Annotated in this window: 25 protein-coding genes and 2 pseudogenes; 10 read left to right on the forward strand and 17 right to left on the reverse strand. The window is 45.9% G+C overall.

The window, feature by feature from the left end:
- From JCM14467_RS19040 to JCM14467_RS13635, 3 genes and pseudogenes are all read right to left on the reverse strand, one after another.
- Positions 1 to 95 (reverse strand): annotated as a pseudogene (locus JCM14467_RS19040) (50S ribosomal protein L19e domain-containing protein); the annotation flags it as partial.
- 108 nt (positions 96 to 203) lie between these two features.
- A complete protein-coding gene (locus JCM14467_RS13630; protein WP_252901751.1) occupies positions 204 to 1,124 on the reverse strand; it encodes an alcohol dehydrogenase catalytic domain-containing protein in 921 nt (306 codons plus the stop codon).
- A gap of 94 nt (positions 1,125 to 1,218) precedes the next feature.
- On the reverse strand, positions 1,219 to 2,061 hold the full coding sequence (locus JCM14467_RS13635) for a sulfite exporter TauE/SafE family protein (protein ID WP_054850534.1): 843 nt from the start codon (positions 2,059 to 2,061) through the stop codon (positions 1,219 to 1,221).
- A gap of 206 nt (positions 2,062 to 2,267) precedes the next feature.
- On the opposite strand from JCM14467_RS13635, the gene JCM14467_RS13640 reads away from it, so the two are divergent.
- Together JCM14467_RS13640 and JCM14467_RS13645 are read left to right on the forward strand one after the other, a co-directional pair.
- Positions 2,268 to 3,065 carry a DNA methyltransferase gene (locus JCM14467_RS13640; RefSeq protein WP_054850535.1) on the forward strand — a complete coding sequence of 266 codons (798 nt, stop codon included), beginning with the start codon at positions 2,268 to 2,270 and terminating at the stop codon, positions 3,063 to 3,065.
- Positions 3,029 to 3,733, forward strand: a complete 705-nt coding sequence (locus JCM14467_RS13645) for a methyltransferase domain-containing protein (RefSeq protein ID WP_054850536.1) — start codon at positions 3,029 to 3,031, stop codon at positions 3,731 to 3,733. Before JCM14467_RS13640 ends, JCM14467_RS13645 begins: the two co-directional genes overlap by 37 nt.
- A gap of 547 nt (positions 3,734 to 4,280) precedes the next feature.
- Here JCM14467_RS13645 and JCM14467_RS13650 read toward each other — a convergent pair.
- On the reverse strand, positions 4,281 to 5,159 hold the full coding sequence (locus tag JCM14467_RS13650; RefSeq protein ID WP_054850537.1) for a fumarate hydratase: 879 nt from the start codon (positions 5,157 to 5,159) through the stop codon (positions 4,281 to 4,283).
- A 105-nt stretch (positions 5,160 to 5,264) separates the two neighbouring features.
- On the opposite strand from JCM14467_RS13650, the gene JCM14467_RS13655 reads away from it, so the two are divergent.
- Positions 5,265 to 5,888, forward strand: coding sequence for a FumA C-terminus/TtdB family hydratase beta subunit (locus tag JCM14467_RS13655; RefSeq protein ID WP_054850538.1), 624 nt, complete (start codon positions 5,265 to 5,267; stop codon positions 5,886 to 5,888).
- A gap of 74 nt (positions 5,889 to 5,962) precedes the next feature.
- Here the strand turns inward: JCM14467_RS13655 and JCM14467_RS13660 are convergent, their stop codons facing one another.
- Complete coding sequence (locus JCM14467_RS13660; RefSeq protein WP_054850539.1) at positions 5,963 to 6,730, reverse strand: CBS domain-containing protein; 768 nt, start codon at positions 6,728 to 6,730, stop codon at positions 5,963 to 5,965.
- A gap of 251 nt (positions 6,731 to 6,981) precedes the next feature.
- Here JCM14467_RS13660 and JCM14467_RS13665 point away from each other — a divergent pair.
- The 3 genes and pseudogenes from JCM14467_RS13665 (at position 6,982) to JCM14467_RS13670 (ending at position 9,134) form a co-directional block, all read left to right on the forward strand.
- Positions 6,982 to 8,084 (forward strand): annotated as a pseudogene (locus JCM14467_RS13665) (aldehyde dehydrogenase family protein).
- 16 nt (positions 8,085 to 8,100) lie between these two features.
- Positions 8,101 to 8,346, forward strand: coding sequence for an aldehyde dehydrogenase family protein (locus tag JCM14467_RS19045; protein ID WP_304956494.1), 246 nt, complete (start codon positions 8,101 to 8,103; stop codon positions 8,344 to 8,346).
- Positions 8,347 to 8,444: 98 nt separating this feature from the next.
- Positions 8,445 to 9,134 (forward strand): hypothetical protein, encoded by a 690-nt coding sequence (locus tag JCM14467_RS13670; RefSeq protein WP_054850540.1) that lies wholly within the window; start codon positions 8,445 to 8,447, stop codon positions 9,132 to 9,134.
- Positions 9,135 to 9,153: 19 nt separating this feature from the next.
- Here JCM14467_RS13670 and JCM14467_RS19050 read toward each other — a convergent pair whose 3' ends face one another.
- From JCM14467_RS19050 to JCM14467_RS20280, 6 genes are read right to left on the reverse strand one after another with little or no spacing between them, the layout of a single operon-like run.
- Positions 9,154 to 9,321 (reverse strand): hypothetical protein, encoded by a 168-nt coding sequence (locus tag JCM14467_RS19050; protein ID WP_252901753.1) that lies wholly within the window; start codon positions 9,319 to 9,321, stop codon positions 9,154 to 9,156.
- Positions 9,305 to 9,922: a hypothetical protein gene (locus tag JCM14467_RS13675; protein WP_054850541.1), complete on the reverse strand. Its 618-nt coding sequence runs from the start codon at positions 9,920 to 9,922 to the stop codon at positions 9,305 to 9,307. Before JCM14467_RS13675 ends, JCM14467_RS19050 begins: the two co-directional genes overlap by 17 nt.
- A 17-nt stretch (positions 9,923 to 9,939) precedes the next feature.
- Positions 9,940 to 10,227, reverse strand: coding sequence for a hypothetical protein (locus tag JCM14467_RS19055; protein WP_252901754.1), 288 nt, complete (start codon positions 10,225 to 10,227; stop codon positions 9,940 to 9,942).
- The gene (locus tag JCM14467_RS13680; protein WP_252901755.1) at positions 10,176 to 10,850 is read right to left on the reverse strand and encodes a hypothetical protein; all 675 of its coding nucleotides are present in this window, start codon (positions 10,848 to 10,850) and stop codon (positions 10,176 to 10,178) included. Before JCM14467_RS13680 ends, JCM14467_RS19055 begins: the two co-directional genes overlap by 52 nt.
- A complete protein-coding gene (locus JCM14467_RS20275) occupies positions 10,843 to 11,187 on the reverse strand; it encodes a hypothetical protein (RefSeq protein WP_342765560.1) in 345 nt (114 codons plus the stop codon). Before JCM14467_RS20275 ends, JCM14467_RS13680 begins: the two co-directional genes overlap by 8 nt.
- Positions 11,188 to 11,203: 16 nt before the next feature.
- Positions 11,204 to 11,641: a GTPase gene (locus JCM14467_RS20280; protein ID WP_342765561.1), complete on the reverse strand. Its 438-nt coding sequence runs from the start codon at positions 11,639 to 11,641 to the stop codon at positions 11,204 to 11,206.
- 60 nt (positions 11,642 to 11,701) lie between these two features.
- On the opposite strand from JCM14467_RS20280, the gene JCM14467_RS13690 reads away from it, so the two are divergent.
- Complete coding sequence (locus tag JCM14467_RS13690; RefSeq protein WP_054850542.1) at positions 11,702 to 12,331, forward strand: V-type ATP synthase subunit D; 630 nt, start codon at positions 11,702 to 11,704, stop codon at positions 12,329 to 12,331.
- 236 nt (positions 12,332 to 12,567) lie between these two features.
- Positions 12,568 to 13,140 carry a stage II sporulation protein M gene (locus JCM14467_RS13695; RefSeq protein WP_054850543.1) on the forward strand — a complete coding sequence of 191 codons (573 nt, stop codon included), beginning with the start codon at positions 12,568 to 12,570 and terminating at the stop codon, positions 13,138 to 13,140.
- Here JCM14467_RS13695 and JCM14467_RS13700 read toward each other — a convergent pair.
- Entirely contained in the window at positions 13,129 to 14,001 is an 873-nt protein-coding gene (locus JCM14467_RS13700; protein ID WP_054850544.1) for a hypothetical protein, read from the reverse strand. The genes JCM14467_RS13695 and JCM14467_RS13700 overlap by 12 nt on opposite strands.
- A gap of 90 nt (positions 14,002 to 14,091) precedes the next feature.
- Here JCM14467_RS13700 and JCM14467_RS19060 point away from each other — a divergent pair, with 90 nt between their 5' ends.
- The gene (locus JCM14467_RS19060) at positions 14,092 to 14,304 is read left to right on the forward strand and encodes a zinc finger domain-containing protein (protein WP_252901756.1); all 213 of its coding nucleotides are present in this window, start codon (positions 14,092 to 14,094) and stop codon (positions 14,302 to 14,304) included.
- 127 nt (positions 14,305 to 14,431) lie between these two features.
- On the opposite strand, the gene JCM14467_RS13705 is transcribed toward JCM14467_RS19060, so the two are convergent.
- Positions 14,432 to 14,707: a cytidine deaminase gene (locus tag JCM14467_RS13705; protein ID WP_444823198.1), complete on the reverse strand. Its 276-nt coding sequence runs from the start codon at positions 14,705 to 14,707 to the stop codon at positions 14,432 to 14,434.
- A gap of 67 nt (positions 14,708 to 14,774) precedes the next feature.
- Here JCM14467_RS13705 and JCM14467_RS13710 point away from each other — a divergent pair, with 67 nt between their 5' ends.
- Positions 14,775 to 15,431 carry a potassium channel family protein gene (locus JCM14467_RS13710; RefSeq protein WP_054850545.1) on the forward strand — a complete coding sequence of 219 codons (657 nt, stop codon included), beginning with the start codon at positions 14,775 to 14,777 and terminating at the stop codon, positions 15,429 to 15,431.
- Here JCM14467_RS13710 and JCM14467_RS13715 read toward each other — a convergent pair whose 3' ends face one another.
- From JCM14467_RS13715 to JCM14467_RS13725, 4 genes are all read right to left on the reverse strand, one after another.
- On the reverse strand, positions 15,432 to 15,962 hold the full coding sequence (locus tag JCM14467_RS13715) for a mechanosensitive ion channel domain-containing protein (protein ID WP_054850546.1): 531 nt from the start codon (positions 15,960 to 15,962) through the stop codon (positions 15,432 to 15,434).
- Positions 15,910 to 16,155: a hypothetical protein gene (locus tag JCM14467_RS19065; protein WP_252901758.1), complete on the reverse strand. Its 246-nt coding sequence runs from the start codon at positions 16,153 to 16,155 to the stop codon at positions 15,910 to 15,912. The genes JCM14467_RS13715 and JCM14467_RS19065 overlap by 53 nt, the downstream gene beginning before the upstream one ends.
- Positions 16,156 to 16,300: 145 nt before the next feature.
- On the reverse strand, positions 16,301 to 16,735 hold the full coding sequence (locus tag JCM14467_RS13720; protein ID WP_054850547.1) for a universal stress protein: 435 nt from the start codon (positions 16,733 to 16,735) through the stop codon (positions 16,301 to 16,303).
- 42 nt (positions 16,736 to 16,777) lie between these two features.
- Positions 16,778 to 17,518: a Dna2/Cas4 domain-containing protein gene (locus JCM14467_RS13725; RefSeq protein ID WP_054850548.1), complete on the reverse strand. Its 741-nt coding sequence runs from the start codon at positions 17,516 to 17,518 to the stop codon at positions 16,778 to 16,780.
- Between the last annotated feature and the right edge of the window lie 70 nt (positions 17,519 to 17,588).

Consider the following 17,588-nt stretch of genomic DNA (forward strand, 5'->3'; position numbering starts at 1 on the left):
GACCTCCTCAAGCCTATCAAGAGCCTCAGGCTAATCCTAACCCTGGACTCACCAACGCCAAGTATCTCAGCAGCCAATTTCTTAACGTCAACCATCAGGGACTCCCCATGAACACAGTATTTAAGTATTTACCTTGGGAGGGCTTTGGATCACTCATTACGGTGCAAGCAGTACCTTACCCACCCTATCCCCAGCCCCAAACATCACGCCAAACACCTCCCTAACCCCATCAAAACCCACCTTAGAGTATATGGGCGCCTTGATCCTACGCTACTTAATAGTTCAAGTAGTTTTATGAGTTCGGCCCTTGTGCCGCCTGTGGAGCCCATCACCGTAACCTCCCTTGAGTAAAGTGATGGTAGGTTAAGCGTAACATCACCTCCAGTCAATGCGCCCGCAGTAACCCACCTACCATAGCGGGCAACCAATTGAAAACTTAGGTTCCAGGTAGCCTGACCAACAGCGTCAATGACTAGGTCAGCGCCGAGCCCATTGCTTAACTCATTCACTAATGCCTGAGCCTCATCAGGCGTCACTACGTAATCAGCACCAAGCCCCATTAACACATCCCTAACCCTACCCGCCTTACGGCTCACCGCAACGACCGTGGCGCCAGCCAACTTCGCAAATTGAACTGCGTAACTACCCACATTCCCGGTGGCGCCAAAGACGACCACCAACTCCCCAGCCCTCACGCCAGCCCTGTCAAAGACCATGTGCCAAGCCGTTAACGCGCCGACTGGTAGTGTCGCTGCTTCATCAAGGCTGACACTCCTCGGCACCTTTATGGCATTAGTCGCGGGAACCACGGCATACTCGGCAAACCCACCATTAGTTACAACACCAATCAACCCACCATTCACGCACAACTCCTCATGACCAACCAGGCAATACCTGCACGAACCATCAAACAACCTATTATAAACCACGACCTCATCACCAACATCGACACCCCTCACATTAGCGCCAACCTCCTCGATCACGCCGGCGAACTCGGCACCAGGTATATGAGGCATGGGCTTACCACCCCTATTAATCGTAAAGTAATCCACCGGGTTAACACCTGCAAACTTAACCCTAATCAATACCTCGTTAGGGCCTGGCTTCGGCGTTTCCACATCCATTACCCGTAGGTTATCCATACCTGGCCTATCAAATATTACGGCACGCATCATCAGCACTGCGAGGAACTTAGATATAAATGATATTGCGGTGTCTTCAAATTTTTGACGCGTAGAACATTGCGTAGAGGCCCATGAGTACCGTGACCACAGCCACCATGAGCTTGATATACCGCTCAGGAAGTCTCCTCTGGGTGATTGTTCCCAGGTAAATACCCGCCATACCGCCAAGCCCCATGAATAATCCATTAATCACGTCAGGTGGATAACCAAGGTATGTGTACGACACAACCCCAATTATTGACACGGCAAAGGTAACGATTAACGTCGGCCCCGATATCACGTAGGGTGACAGCTCCATGGGGCCCATGAGTATTGGTGATAATATCGATGCACCACCAATGCCATAGGCACCACTTACTATTCCGACTAATGCGGCGATGATAAATAGCAATGGCATGTTGACCCTATAGGTATTACCTTTATTTGTTATGATAACTAATGATAATCCAGCATGCCTACACTGCATCGTTGACTCATACGTATGGATTTGCCTCACAAGTAAAGAGCTTAGGATGAGCTCTATTGAGAGTAATATCAGTACTGAGCCCATGAAGTAGGAAAATACGTAACCACCCACTAAATACTGCCACCTTAACCACACGCCAACCACAGCCCCAATTACCGACCCCACGACTAGTATTGATGTAAGCGGTGCCGTAAGTCGCTGCTCACGGATATACCTATGCATACTAAGTGGTATTGAGATTAAATTATACATCAAATTCGTGCTGCTTATTACGGGGTTCGCAGTATTAAGGATGTATGACTGTATTGGCAGTAATAGGTAGGCGCCCGAGATCCCTCCCTGAGACGTTACGAAGGATACCGTAAATGCTATGAGGAGCAGCTCAATGGGCTTTAGTAAGCTTATGCTCATGAGGTCTCAGATTACTTCATTAATTAACATCTTCTAAGTCTTATTCCACGCTAAAGATTACATGCCCATTTTAAGGATGACCCTTCGACGCATAATCTTTTAAGGTCTCGATGAATACCTGAATAGTATATTGCTTCATAAGGCTGCCAATAAGTTCGAAGATAGACTTAAATTTAAGGTAATGATCTAAGAAGATAAGGAAGGCTGTGCTGCATGAACCTCAGGAATATAAGCCCATTATTAGTGCTGAAGCACCGGAGGAGCTTAAGGAGAAGATTGGCAAGCTAGGCGTAATCGAGACCTCGGTTCATACACCACCATACACAATGCATAAGTTCTGGGCAAGGCGTCCGTGGAGAGTCTTTAGGGAGCTCATAACTAGGTTTACTAAGCCTGGCGATATCATATTAGATCCCTTTGCAGGAGGTGGGGTGACGTTGGTCGAGGGATTAATTGCCAGGAGAAGGGTTATTGCGGTTGATCTAAATCCACTCGCCGTGAAAATAATGAAACACGAGGTGAAGCCCCTAAATATGGGACTCTATAAAGGAGCTTTAAAGAGACTTGCCGAAGTCATCGAACCAGTCGCTTCGGAAATTTACGCTGTGAGGTGTCCTCACTGTGGAGGTAAAGCCATGGCTATTTGGACCGAGTACGATTCAACAAGTAATAAGCCAATAAGGATATATTATGAATGCCCGATCTGTGGCTCTAAGGGCATAAAGAAGCCTGAACCGGGGGATTTGCCTGAGCCTCAATCAATGCCTCAGTTCAGGAGGGTTCAAATACCAATAGGTGATAAGACCTCTGATTTATTGAAGAGGGGCATAAGGTTCTTCGATCAACTATATACGAAAAGGAACCTATACATGGTTTTGAGGCTCAAGGAAGAGATAGAGAGACTTGGGGATCCATTTGATGAGGATGTGAAGTCCTTCCTGCTATTCACCCTCAGCAGTACGTTGAAGTGGGCTTCGAAGATGAGCACTTACGAGGATCCATAATAGAGGGATGGGCAATCCATGCATACTGGATATACCCTAAGTACCTGGAGATTAATGTATGGAAACAGTTCCTGAATAGGGCGGAGGCGGTGTTAAAGGGTAAGTCCTACACTAATAGGTACATAGGTTATTATGCCAAGGAGGCGAGGGACTTCAGCGACTTACTTACAGAGGCTACTTACATGGTTATCCAGGCTGACGCCAGGAAATTACCATTACCAAGTGAGAGTGTTGATGCGGTGATAACGGACCCACCCTACGGCGATAATGTGAACTATGCCGAGTTAAGTGATTACTTCCTCTGGCTCTTTGGAGAGAGTGCGCCGAAAAATGAGGAGATCGTGATTAACAGGACCAGGGGCTTTTCCATCCATCATTATCAGCAGGGTTTAGAGGAGGTGTTTAGGGAGTGCTATAGAGTGCTTAAGCCAGGTGGGGCCTTAATATCCACCTTCAATAGCAAGGATGCTTCCGTGGTCGGCGCATTCGTGTACTCGGTTAGAAAAGCAGGTTTTAAGTTCGCAGGGGTTTCGCCTCAGCCATACCTCAGGGCGTATGAGACGACGTTTCACGCAATGCAGGTTGATTCAATGCCGTTGATTACGTATTCTTCTTCTACAAGGGTGAGGGATACAGTAATAGTTCAGGGAGTACTTCTATTAAGCTGAACGATCTTATAAACTTCCTAAATGAAAAAAATGAGGGAGTGCAAGCAAGTGAAGTGTTCAGAGAGGGAGTATAGGATGTGGGTTTACCCAAGGTTGTTGGAATTTTTTTGTGCAGGCTGATAGTATGTCAGCCATCATGAAGGTCTCCGCAGCCCTGGAGAATATAATTAAGGCTAATGCAGAGTATTTCAGAGAGGTAAGGAAGAGAATAATTGAAAAAAGAAGAAATAGTAAGTAATGAAGGGTATGGGTAAGCCATTCGATAAAGACTTAGTAAGGGTAATTGACCACTAATATCCTTAATTAATGGCTAATATCCTTAACCCCTACTTAGCTGTGTACAATGTCACGCTAAACTCAGCTATACCAGCGCCTATGATTATTACGTCATAAGCCTCGTTATTACGCTCCATCAACTTACGGCTTAGTGCGATGTTTATAAATACTTTTTACATGTTCAATAAAAATATTGATTTTTATATACCTAATTAGCAATTATTTATAACAATCCTTAATTATGTTATTTACTAATAAGCATAGGAATATTTTATAATGGCTTAACTTCATACCTACCGTCTGGATAAACGATAGCCCTAGCCCTCCTGGTCGCCCAACAGGAGAAGACTATGCCTATTGCAAACGTTGCCGGGTGCCTATAGGCGTACTCAATGTGCACGTCAAGCGCGGTCACGGTTCCACCAGTACCATGCGCACCAATGCCCAACTTATTAATCGCACTCAACAGCGCCTCCTCGATCTTAGCAACATCTGGGTTGCTATTTCTCGAGCCAACGGGCCTAAGCACGGCAGCCTTCTTAGCGAGTTTAGCAGCGACGTCTAAGTTCGGCCCAATACCAATACCAACAATGACTGGTGGGCATGGCATTGGTCCTGCATCTATTACTGCGTTAAGCACGAGTTCTGGTAATCTCTCCCAAGCGTTCCCCGGCGGTACAACAAATGCCTTACTGGGTAGTTCCGTACCACCACCCTTCGGTGTATAAATCATCTCTAGGTAATCTCCATCGAATAACTCCACATCGAAGACCGGTATACCAATGCCGGTGTTGTCGCCACTATTCTTCTCGGTTAATGGGTCAACAGAGTTTGATCTAAGTGGTAATTCCTTCGTTACCTCCCTAACCGCCTCCGTTAGTATTGAGAATAACTTGCTCCTAATGGGGAATTCATCACCGAGTTTTATGAAGAATGTTGGTACACCAGTGTCTTGGCATACGGCTGCCGTGTACTTCTGGGCTAACTCAATGTTTGTTAAAATGGCGTTTAACTGAACCTTACTAGGCTCGTGAATCTCAATCTTAACGGCATTCCTCAGGGCATTTACGACATCCTCGGCCGGGGACACGCTAGCCATCCTAACAATGGCCTTAGCTGCCTCCTTCACAACCTCCTCAAGGCTCGGCATAGGTATGGCGATTTATTGCTCATATTAAAGCTTTAATTCTATATCTACTGTGGAAAACTTAGGGGAGAATACTTAATTATACCAGCATTCGGAATTATAGCGCGTATGGGCACGTACTACCTTAAAACACCGATATCCGATGACGATATCGCCAAATTAAGGGTTGGAGATACAATATACGTCAGTGGCACCCTCGTAAGCGCCAGGGATGCCGCGCACGTGAGGATGATTGAGCTACTGCATAAAGGCGAGAAACTACCCGTGGACTTAAGGGGTGGTGTCATTTACCACGCGGGCCCCGTGGCTCTTAAGCAGGGTGATACTTGGAGGATAGTAAGTATGGGGCCAACCACGAGCGCTAGGATGGAGGAGTTCGAGCCCGAGGTCATTGAGAAGCTTGGCGTTAAGTTGGTCATTGGTAAGGGTGGCATGGGACCAAAGACAACCGAGGCAATGAAGAAGTACAAGGCAGCCTATGCAATATTCACGGGCGGTGCTGGGGTCCTAGCGGCACAGGCGATAAAGAGGGTTATTAATGTCTATTGGCTCGACCTCGGCATTGCGGAGGCCATGTGGGTCCTTGAGGTTGAGAATTTCGGCCCACTAACGGTGATAATTGATTCATACGGTAATAATTACTATGAGGACCTTAGGAAGAACGTCAGGGGTAAAGTACCTGAGCTGAGTAAGGAGGTTGTTGATGTGATTAAGAACGTAATTAAGATATGACCGGGCGCGCCATTCTTGATGATTAATGCCTTAAAAATGAAATGGTTCTATTCCTAAAGCTCGATATACCTAAATTACTTAATTACGTTCTTAACAATATCATGCTCAGTAATAATGCCCATCAACCTACCAGCCTCAACAATCGGCAATGAACCAATGTTATTCCTCCTCATCAACTTAACAGCATCAATTAACGAGGCAGCACTATCAATAGTCACCGGATTATGGCTCATTAATTTCGACACGGCAACACTAAGGTCAACCTGACCCCTAACCCTATAGTACTTAATTATGTACTTTAATACATCCTTAACAGTTACGATACCAAGCAATTTATCCTCTTCCGTAACCAACAAATGCCTAATGCCATGCCTAACCATGACCCCCATCGCGGAGTTTAACGGTTCATCTCCACCAACCCTTACTGGGTTCTTATTGGCAACCTCATGAACCCTATACCTCATGAAGGATTGTTCAGGCATTTTATGAACCACGTCACGTTCAGTAATGATACCAATTAATTCATCGCCCCTAAGCACAAGTGCGTAATCAGTACCACTATCGAGTATCTTCCTAATCACGGTAATGGCATCATCACCATGCGATACAGTGAGGAATTTACTACTTCCGTACTTAATCACGGGCTCCCTCAGGGCATTAATGCCATTGTTAATAATGCCATTGATTACGTCCAGCGCAGTTAATAGGGACTTCACGGAATTACCCTCGGTGATTGGTACATGCCTAAATCCGTGATCAACCATTAGTTGCATGGCCTCCGCTAATTCCTGGTTGGGACCTATTGTAAGTACGTTACCTGTCATTAACTCCTGCGCATTCATTAATAATCATTTGGCGCATCCCCAGTTAAATATTTCTAATCATTAAACCCTATTAAACCCTCAGGACATTGTTAAACCCACAAGGCTTATTTTAAGGCCATTAAAAGGCATGGTTAATGCAGGCATTAACCATAAACATACTCGGCCCTGTAACATTGCCAGAATTCCCCAGGGAGTTTCACGATACAATGACCAAATTCGGGGTTTTCCGCGCATTCATTGCGGGCTCATGGATTGACTTCGGCAGTTACATGCCCGTTAAGTCACCAATAAATGGTGAGGTAATAGCCCAGGTGAATAAGCTGGGTACTGATCACGTGAACTCAGCCATAGAAAGGCTTCATTACTCATGGCCATCACTTAAGGCAATACCAGCCCATAAGCGTGCTGACATGCTGATTAAGGTTGCCGACTTCATTGAGGAGTACAGGCAGTTATTTAGGGACGTACTCATCATCGAGGGCGGTAAACCCATAAACGAGGCCGAGGGTGAGGTTGAGTCAACAATAACCAGGCTCAGGATGATCCACCAGGACCTGGGCAGGCTACTAAACGTGGGCATTCCCGGCGAGTACGGGGCAGGCACCGAGAATAAGTACGCAATAGTCGTTAGGGAGCCAGTCGGCGTTGTTGCGGCCATAGCACCATTCAACTACCCACTATTCACATCAATGGTTAAGATCGCCACAGCACTCCTAGCGGGTAATCCAGTCATTTTCAAGCCCTCAAGCTACACACCAATAACCGGCATACTGATCGCCAAGGCCATCGAGTATGCGGGGCTCGGCAACTACTTCGCCATGGTCACGGGACCCGGCGCAACCGTGGGCGATGCATGGTAACACACCCACTGGTCAGGGCCATCACATTGACGGGTAGCACCGAGACGGGACTCAGGGTCATGAGGATGGCTGGGCTGAAGAAGCTACAGCTCGAACTTGGCGGTAAGGCGCCGGCCATAGTCCTTGAGGACGCTGACCTCAGGGATGCGGCGAAGAAAATAGTCACAGGCTCATTAAGGCTCTCTGGCCAGCGCTGTGACGCCATTAGTAGAGTTATCGTTATGGACGGCGTGGCCGATGAATTAATCAACTACATAGTTAAGGAGACGAGTGAATGGACCGTTGGTGACCCACGCGACCCCAAGGTCAGGGTAGGCCCACTAATTGACTCCAACGTAGTCGAGAGGGTGCACTCAATGGTTGATGACGCGCTGGTGAAGGGAGGAAAACTAATCTACGGCGGTAAGTACTGGCTCACGTACCACGAACCCACGGTAATCGACAACGTGAGCAGGAAGTCTAGGCTAGCACTCGAGGAGACCTTCGGACCCGTAATACCAATCATAAGTTAAGTCAGTTGACGAAGCCATTGAAGTAGCCAACGAAGTAGTCTATGGACTTGATGCCGCAGTGTTTGGGCGCGACGTGAGCACGTTATGGAGGGTTGCACGCTCCCTCGAGGTTGGTGAGGTCACAATAAACGATTTTCCACGCCATGGCCTTGGCCTGTTCCCCTTCGGCGGTGTGAAGGAGTCAGGCTTCGGTAGGGAGGGTATTGGCTTTAGTGTTGAGGACGTTACTGAGTTAAAGACAATAGTCATAACGTATAAGTGATCAGTCCCTGACCCACCATTCACTTGCTCATCCGCCGCTGAAGTCTCATCACTCCTTGGGAATTTACTATTTAAGTGGTGTTTAAAAACATACTGAGGATGAGTTTTAGGAAGAGGCTTGCTAAGGCGTTGATCATGGCTTCGAAGGATGGAGTCTTCACGCTTGACGCGATTAAGGCGGCATCAGGTGTCGGTGATTCCCTGGTTAATGATTTCATAAATTTATTGATTAATGAGGGTGTTTTGGTTAGGGTTGGTGATGGGTATAGGTCGACCATGCCGCCTCATAGGTTGATTAGGTACTTCATGGGTAAGGGTGTGAATATTGACCTTGAGTCCATGTCGAGGTACCTGCCCTGGGATGAGTTTGAGGCTCTCATAAGGCTCGTATTCGAGGAGTGGGGTTTCAAGGTTGTTAGTAGGCTTAGGGTCCCAGTGGCTGGTTCGAGGGTTGAGTTTGATGTTATTGCCGGTAAACGGCCCTGGGTTCTGCTTATTGAGGCTAAGCGTTGGAAGAGGGTTTCATCATCAATAAGGCAGATAGTTAGTAGGCACCTTGAGAAGGTTGGTTTAGTGGCTAGGGAGCCTGAGGTCTTGATGAGCAGGATCGGCATTAACTGGGGCGAGGCTGTCCTAGTGCCTGTGGTTATTACGTGGCATAGGGTATCCACGGAGTTGATCGATGGCGTCCCAGTTGTTGGTATTTACCAGGTTAATTCCTTCATTAATGAGCTTGATGGGTTAATCAACGAAACCAGGTCGTTTAGGGTTTCCTGGGGTCATATATGATAGTGAATGCTATTGAGTATCACCGAGATTGTTTTCCCTTACTTGACGTGATCCTGGCATAGCACTCTGGGCATACGTATATCTTGAAGGTTATTCCCAACTCCTTGACTTCATAATCGACTATGTAGTATTCCCTGACCCTCCTGAGGCAGAAGAAGCAGATGACACCCTTATTGCTCCTCTTCATCACTCTCAGACCGCTCGGTCTCTTCCTCGCTCTTAAGCATGATTGTCATGCTCATTAATTGATCAATGTCTGAGTACACGTCCTCTATAGCTGTCCTCTCGCGGTAAAGCCAGGTGCTCATCATGAGTAGTATTGTGCTTATTAGGTACGTTATTGATGAGAACCCGACATATGCATTAACGCCGATTAGTATCGACTGTGTTGTTGATCCCTCACTTAGGTAGACCTGGGTTGGTATGGGTAGTGAGAATGCCAGGGCTAGTGCGAGCATTAGGATTACGCCGAAGAATAGCGGGTCTGAGACATCTATGCTCTGTTTCTTCCTTATTATTAACATTGTTATTGATATCATTATACCCACGAAGACGAATATTGGCGATAAGTAATCGATTGTGTCTATAAATGGTGAATAGCCCTTGATCGGTATTAGTGTTAATGAGCCGTTTGTGTCACTGACTATTAACTTTAACCCAGGCGTTACGTTTACGACGTCGTTAAAATTAGGCATAGCCGCATTAGTTATTGGTAATGCGACCCTTATATTAGACATTATGAGTATTATTATGCCAATGACTATGAATGCCATCATGATCTTCTTCATTGCTATCGCCTAAAGAATTAATCCTCTGTTTTAAGGTTTTCTCTATCAATTTCTAATTTCGGGCCTTTACCGCTGTACTTAATTCTATTCCTAATAACACCCTTAATATAGTAAACCAATGTATAATCGCCATTAACCCACCTATTCACGGCATCAACCAACAAATCGGCGGGGTTCTTCGTGAGTAATGGTTCAAGCAACCTCCTATTAGTCTCCAGGCGTCTAATCACGTTTGATGGGTCTGCATAGAGGGTTAGGAAGTCATAGACCTGGCAAGTGGTATTGCCGAGAGTTTGGTCGACCAATGCAGGGATAGCGGCACCCTGTACATTTTAACCTTAAGCATCGTATTACCGCCGATTATCACGTCACTGCCATATGCCTGAAATAGGTCAAGCCACTTCAAACTCCTATTCACGACCTCACTTACTAGGTTTACGAAAGACTTCACAACCTCGTCATTGACCTCCTTCGACAATGATGCAATTACCTTGAACCCATTCATACCATCAAATATTACGGCATTATTCGTGAGACCCACATATTCAAAAATAATGCGTACCACAGTAACTATCATGTCCATGAGATCCAAACCCCTATCAAGCATCCAAACCCTCCTACCACCCTTAACATCGATTATCGCCATATCAATACCCCTTGATAGGGCAGTGCCCACGGAGGCCATGAAATCAGTACCGCCAGCCTTAACGTACCTAATCAACTCATCCTTACTATTAATAATAATTGGTAATTTACTCCCATCCTCATGCTTAACCCTAGTCATTAATACGGCCGTATCATTGACCTGCCTAATAATGGCCGCCCTCCTATTAGTTAGGAAGTTTATCATTACATCACCAACAATATCATAATACTTAAGCAGCCTAACCGAGGGCTTCAGCACCATTGGTATTAATCTCTTAGGCATTACCAACCACCCCAGGCCTGTAGTAATAGGTTAATTTACCGAGTATCCAGTCCTTAATCACGGCAATAGCCGCACCCCTAATGTTTACTTTACCACCCTTCAATAATAATCCCCTTTTCCTACCAATTAATTCCAGGAGTTCCATTGGGTCCTCGGAATCAACGCCATATCTATCCATAAATGCCTTGGGGTTGAACGACTTAATCCTCATTATTAACTTTACCGCCGGTAAGACAGGGTCTTCAAGCTTCGAGGGGTCTATGGCGCCCTTAATGATTAGTAGAGCCTCATCCTTAACCTCCTCGGGCGGTATGACGCCTGGCGTGTCGATGACCACGAGCCACTGCTTAGCCCTAACTATCTGCTCGCCAATGGTCCAGCCGGTACTGGGCTTGTCTCTGCGACGTGCCTACCCTTAGGTAGTTAATTATTGTTGACTTACCCACGTTTGGATAGCCAACCACTGAGACCCTAACTGGGAGTCTCGGTGCATGCTGCTTAATGCTAACCATTAACTTCCTAGTGCCTAGCCTATTCCTGGCGCTTATGAATACGGTGGGGTACTCCCTCTCTAGGTATTCCTTCCATTCCTTAAGCACATCGATAGGTACTAAGTCGGCCTTATTAATGACTATTATCAACGGCTTACCCAACTTACTCAGTAGCTCCTCAACCCTCCTATTCCTAGTCTCCACAGGGTCCCTGGAGTCAATAACCTCAAGTACTAAGTCACTCATTTCCAGCACGTTCCTAACCCTCCTCCAAGCCTCGGCCTGGCTAACCCTGCTCATTTATTGATGCCTAAGTCCTTATGTAATAATGTTTAAAAATATAAAACGTACCCTAACCACGTGGCCTTTGAGAGGCCAATACCGTCTAGGCTAACGCTATTGAGGCTCAGGAATCAGGAGAGACTTTATAGGAGTATTAAGAAGACTGTTGAGGATGCGAGGAACGCAACAATACAGAGGATTAGGGCGATAATACCCAAACTCGAGGGTGCTAGGAAGAGCGTTTATGAGGAATTGAGTAAGTCATCCCTAATGCTTAAGGCAGCTATTTCGAAGATGAGCATTGAGGATTACGGTAAATTAAGCGAGGTAGTGAAGCCATCAGTTGATGTGGAGTTCGTCGACATAGTGATGGAGGGCCTTAAGTTCAGGGGAATTGAGTTCAGGGGTGTTTCAAGCCCTAACTATGGAATCTTCGCAATACCGCCGGAGCTTGATAGTGCCCTATACGGTATTTACAGTAATTTTAAGGTTATTTCTGAGATGATGAACCTAGAAAGTTTGTTCTACACACTACTTGCCAGGGTTAGGGAGTATCAGAGGATGGTCAATGCGATAGATAATGTGTTATTACCGAGGATAATCGAGAGCGCGAAGTTCGTTAGGCTCAAGCTTGATGAGGATGAGCGTGAGGAGTTCGTTAGGAGAATAGTGATTAATAGACTCCTCGAAACACTTGGTAGGCGATGATTCATTAGGCCCTTAGCCACCCTGAGGAGCCTATACATTACCCTGCATCAATAAGACACGCGTATTTTTAGGAATTGACCGTAAGCCGTGAAGAGGGAGGAGAGAAACGCTTAAGTACTTCATAATGACCATACACGTAGTGAAGATAGGAGGGATGTACCGAGCGGTGACGACGGATTTGAACGCGGATTTAAACAGCCCTCCTCACGATATTAGGAAGTGCCTGGTGGAACCTTATGGCAATAAATATTAAGAGGATCATCTTACTCTACGTAATTGAGCTAGTTATACTAGTACTCCTATCATTGATGGGTTTTTACGTGGGACCACTACTCGTGAGCCAGCCAATGATTGAGTCGCTACAGAATCAAATAATGGCTACGGCGGATCTCGGCCCAAACTACATATTCCTTCATAACCTGGTAATAGATACGTTAATGGCTATTCCCGTGATTGGGCCATTAGTCTTCATATCCGCACTGGTGATGACGGGCTTCATACTTGGCGTGTATGTTGCGTATGCCCTAAATTCCATACTCGGGCTCGTAATATCCTTATTCGTAACGATGTTCTTCCCGCACGGAATAATAGAACTCCTCGCCTACGCCTTCTCAACAACAGGCTCACTAACATTCACCGGGAACCTCATTAATTCACTACGTGGTAAGCAACGCATTACTAAGAGTGATATTGTGACATGGGTAATCTACTACTTAATATCGGTTGTGTTACTCTACATCGCGGCTAATGTGGAGTATTTCGAGATTATGGCGCTGAAGAAATTAATAAGTGGTATGTTAACCACTTAGGTTCTGATACATGAACTTCTGGGTCATTAGGTTCTGTATGAAGATTGGCAGCTGAATATTATTAATAGTATCGTCATAAGCCCCCGTTAATGTGTTATAGCCAAGCATGAACAACACCGGTGAGTTTATGGGAACCTCATACGTGAGCGGTGATGGTGTTAGGAATGGTGGTACGTAGTACAGGGTAAGTACCAGGCCAACCATTTCCTGGTACTTCATGACAAACTTCTCATACTCATTCACGCAGGTCGTGGCATTCATGTTAATGCCCATGCTATTAAGTATTGACTGTACCGAGGCAATACTCGTTAGGTTCGCTATGTTGCTTGCGTTGGAGCCAATGATAGAACCGACCTTACTAAGAAATAGGAGGGCATTATCCTTATTAGTCGAGTTGAAGTATAGGCAGTAAGCCACTGACGCCACGTTGAGCTCCGCAGTCGTTAGCGGCGATGCGGACATTGTACCCATGTAGGAGTAAACATTAAACGCAATCTCATACTGAACAAGCCCATCCCTGGAGGTGCTGAGTATGTAATTAACGTTATTGACCGTGAAATTGGTCGAGGGCGGCATGACTGGGTTATACAGTATTAATACCTTGATCGGCGCCGTACTTGGCCCATAAACCAGACTGTAATTACTGAAGCTACTAAAGATGAGTGATGCATTGTCTAATTGGAAGTATGGGGGCCATACCACAATGCTTGAGGTGCCGATGGGGTACGTTACCTCAGTCACACCACTATGCAACTTAGATGGCGGTGCAACAACCCTAACCAGTAGGAAGTATGTCAATACTGCGGCTAGTATAATCACCAACACGAGTATTGCGCCATCTATTACCCTGTTAATGTCCATCAAGCACCATAGGTGCTAGATTTATTAAGAATTTCTCACACAGGAACGTCATAGAAATGCTTAAATTAGTGATTGCCCCACGGGTACCCAATGGCACTACCCAGGATTGAGAGACCAAGGCCAGTACTCCATGGACCAACAGTGCCGGTATGCACGTCATGCGGCAAGCCCATTAAGCCGTATGAAAGAGCAACCCACTTCCTATGCCCAAACTGCGGTAAGGCAGAGATTTGGAGGTGTGAGCATTGCAGGAGGACTGGAAATCCCTATAAGTGCCCAGTCTGTGGTTTTGAAGGCCCATAACATTAATTTACCTAATTGCCCTACCTCCTCCAATCACTGAATGGTCTCGGGAACAGCTCGCTAAGGCTATGCCTTATCACCTTATCCCCATGGACTATAATAACCTCCTCAACACCAAACTCACTCATCACCTGCAAGCAAGCCCCGCAGGATATATAGGCTTATCAAGGTCTGATGTCAACACCACGGTCTTTATCTTCCTCTCGCCATTGGACACAGCATTGAATATGGCGACCCTCTCGGCACATACCGTGAGCCCGAGAGATGCATTCTCAACATTTACACCCCTGTACACCTTACCGTCAGGCGTAATAGCCAATGCGCTTACCCTGACCCCACTGTACGGTGCGTATGAGTATTTCAACCCATCCTTAACAAGCTCAATCCACTCCCTAGGTATCACGATGGGTAATAAAGTAATAATGAATTTAAACGGTTCCCCGCTTAAGTTACGTGATCGGTGATTAACATTGAGACTTGCCATAATAATTGGGGCAAATAACGTGGGCATAAACGTAGCTAAGACACTCATGGATAGGTACGACGTGGTGATTGTGGATTCAAACGACGAAGCTTGCTCGAGGGCATTCAAGACCCTTAAGTCATCCGCACTCGTTTATAGGGGCGACCCAACCAGTGAGGATGTGCTTAATGAGGTGGGTATTGACAAGGCTGAGCTATTCCTGGCGTTGTCTGACAATGATGAATTAAATTACAGGGCATGCAGCATAGCAAGGGGTAAGGGCGTCCCGTTGATAATTGCCAGGGTTAATAATAGGGATAACGTGGATTTATTTAGGGAATTGAATGTAAACGCAATAATCGTCGAAGACCTCGTGTCAAACAACGTATCGACATTAATCATGGGCAGTAATGTCAGGTCTCAATTCACTGACCCATCAACAAACCTCAAATTCGCCATAGTGAGGGTTAACACTGATTCGCAGTTAATAGGTAAGTCTATCAATGATGTGATTGATAATTACGGCGTCTCAATACCATACGTAATTACGTCAAATGGCATAACCAAGTCAAGTAATGATCACGTAATCGAGAGCAATGACGAGCTAGTCATTGTGGGTCCCTCGGAGGATGTCGATAAGTTAATAAGCGAGTTAGGTGGGTAATCACTCATTACTCCTAACGCTATACCTCTTACCTAACTCCATTGATAGTTCGAACGCCTTATTAAGTACGGAGTACCTAACATCATCTATAGTCCTCAGGTCCTTATACGAACCCCTGGCAATCAACTCAACATACCTATCCTCAATCGCCGCAACATCGACGTGTGGGTCCTCAATACCCAACTTCTCCATGTAGTCCGTCAATTCCTTACGAAGGTCATCAATTAGTAACCCATCCTTAGGTACCTTAAACGGTATCCTAACCTCAATCCCCTCCGTCGGCGGCACCTTCCTAATCACGTTCTTAAGCACCAGGGTATACGGCACGTATATCAACTCATTACGTGAACTCCTAATTATCAAGCCCATTGAGGACTGCTTGATTATGTACCCCTTAATCCCCATAACCTCCACGTGATCCCCAACGTCCAGTGAGTAATCCTTAATGAGCCTGGCAAACTTACCCGTGAAGTACTCCTCAATTATGGGTCTCGTGCCGAGTATGAGTATTACGGCAAAGATGACGAGCAAGGCCCCAACTATTAGGTATTGCTGATAAACGTACTATCGCCGATAGTATGGTCACTATAAGCATCATCCTAAAGATAAACTTCGCATTCTCCACATCACCCTTCCTCGAAAGCTTAACAAAGGCCCTAACCAACTTATCAAATACATAATCAAGAACGAAGTAAATCGCCACGGCAACCACAATAACGATCAAAGCACTCCAAACCCAATTAGGATGAAATTACCTACTCCAGTCGCCCCGCTGGCATTGCCCGTACCGTTGACGTTGATTGCAATTACTATCGACATACCATTGCGACAGTATGTTTAGGACAATTATTGTTTTAAACCTAACTCAATCAATGAACAACCAGTACAGGCTTATTCGCATACCTCACGACCTTCTCAGAAACCGAACCTAGAAGGAACCTGGTTAGTCCCTTCAAACCCCTTGAACCAACTATGATTAGGTCAACATTCAGGTTATTTGCCACGTTTATTATGGTCTCGGCAGCATCAGTTCCTGTCTCGAGCAGCCCCTCCGCATTAACGCCCTGACTCCTGGCACGCTCAACGGCCTTATTAATTAAGTCTCTCCCCTGCCTCTCCATGGCGTCAATTAGGGCCGGGTACATGGATGAGTCTGGGGCTATGGCTATCCTGCCCTCCTCAATCACGTGGAGTATGTACAGCTTTGCGTTGAAGCTCTTGGCAATGTTTATTGCGTAGTCCAGCGCCTTATCCCCAGCCTTCGAACCATCATAGCCAACCAATATCTTTGTTATTAATGACATTAATTCCTCACTATGTAATTTGTTAATAAGTATTATTGGCCCTCAAGCCTTATTAATATTCATCAATGATTTATTGCCCCTATATATGGCGTAGGTACTACAAATGGGCCTTAATTCACACCTAACACAGAGCAGTGGGTCTGGTGGTTCCATGGGCCAGCCCTGGTAATTCTCGATGGCCTTAAGCTCCGCTAAAACGTTTTGGTGCTCCCTCTTCAACCTATTTATTGGTAATGACCTAACATCCCTCATGGTCACCAGGTATGCCTCCCTAATGTCTATACCAGCCTCCCCGAGCATCAACACGTAGGAAACCACCTGCTTAAGATACCTCCTCTCCCTATCCTCGTCGAGATTCCACGAACTCTTCAACTCAATTAATCCCCAGACTTCCTCGCCGTCGAACTCCCGCATGTATATGATGTCAGCCCTGCCAGACGTGTCCACAGTCTCTATTCCGCTCTCAACCTCCACGTGAACCCTCGGGTTTGCTATCTTAAACCACTCCTGGTAAAGGTCGTGGATAGCCCTACCCCTCGCTAAGTTCCTAATACCCTCCATGTTGGTTATTGTACCAAACCTAAGCTTTATCAGCGACTTAACGAAGCAGTCATTGCTGAAGAGTGACGGCGTGGCCTTACCCGTGGGTTTATCCACGAGGAATAGGTCATCACCAATGACCTGGGCATTTCTCAGCATCTCACTTACGTACTCCTCAGTCTTCCTCCTAATCTCGTCCTCACTTAATACATCGGCTATGGGCTTTATAACCAACTTAACCATGCTTATGAAAAGCCCTATCTAAAGTCCCTTTTATAAATCCATCAATTATGCCCATTTACAACTTAAAAGT

The organism is Vulcanisaeta sp. JCM 14467, from assembly GCF_001316245.1.
Classification (GTDB): Archaea; Thermoproteota; Thermoprotei; order Thermoproteales; family Thermocladiaceae; genus Vulcanisaeta.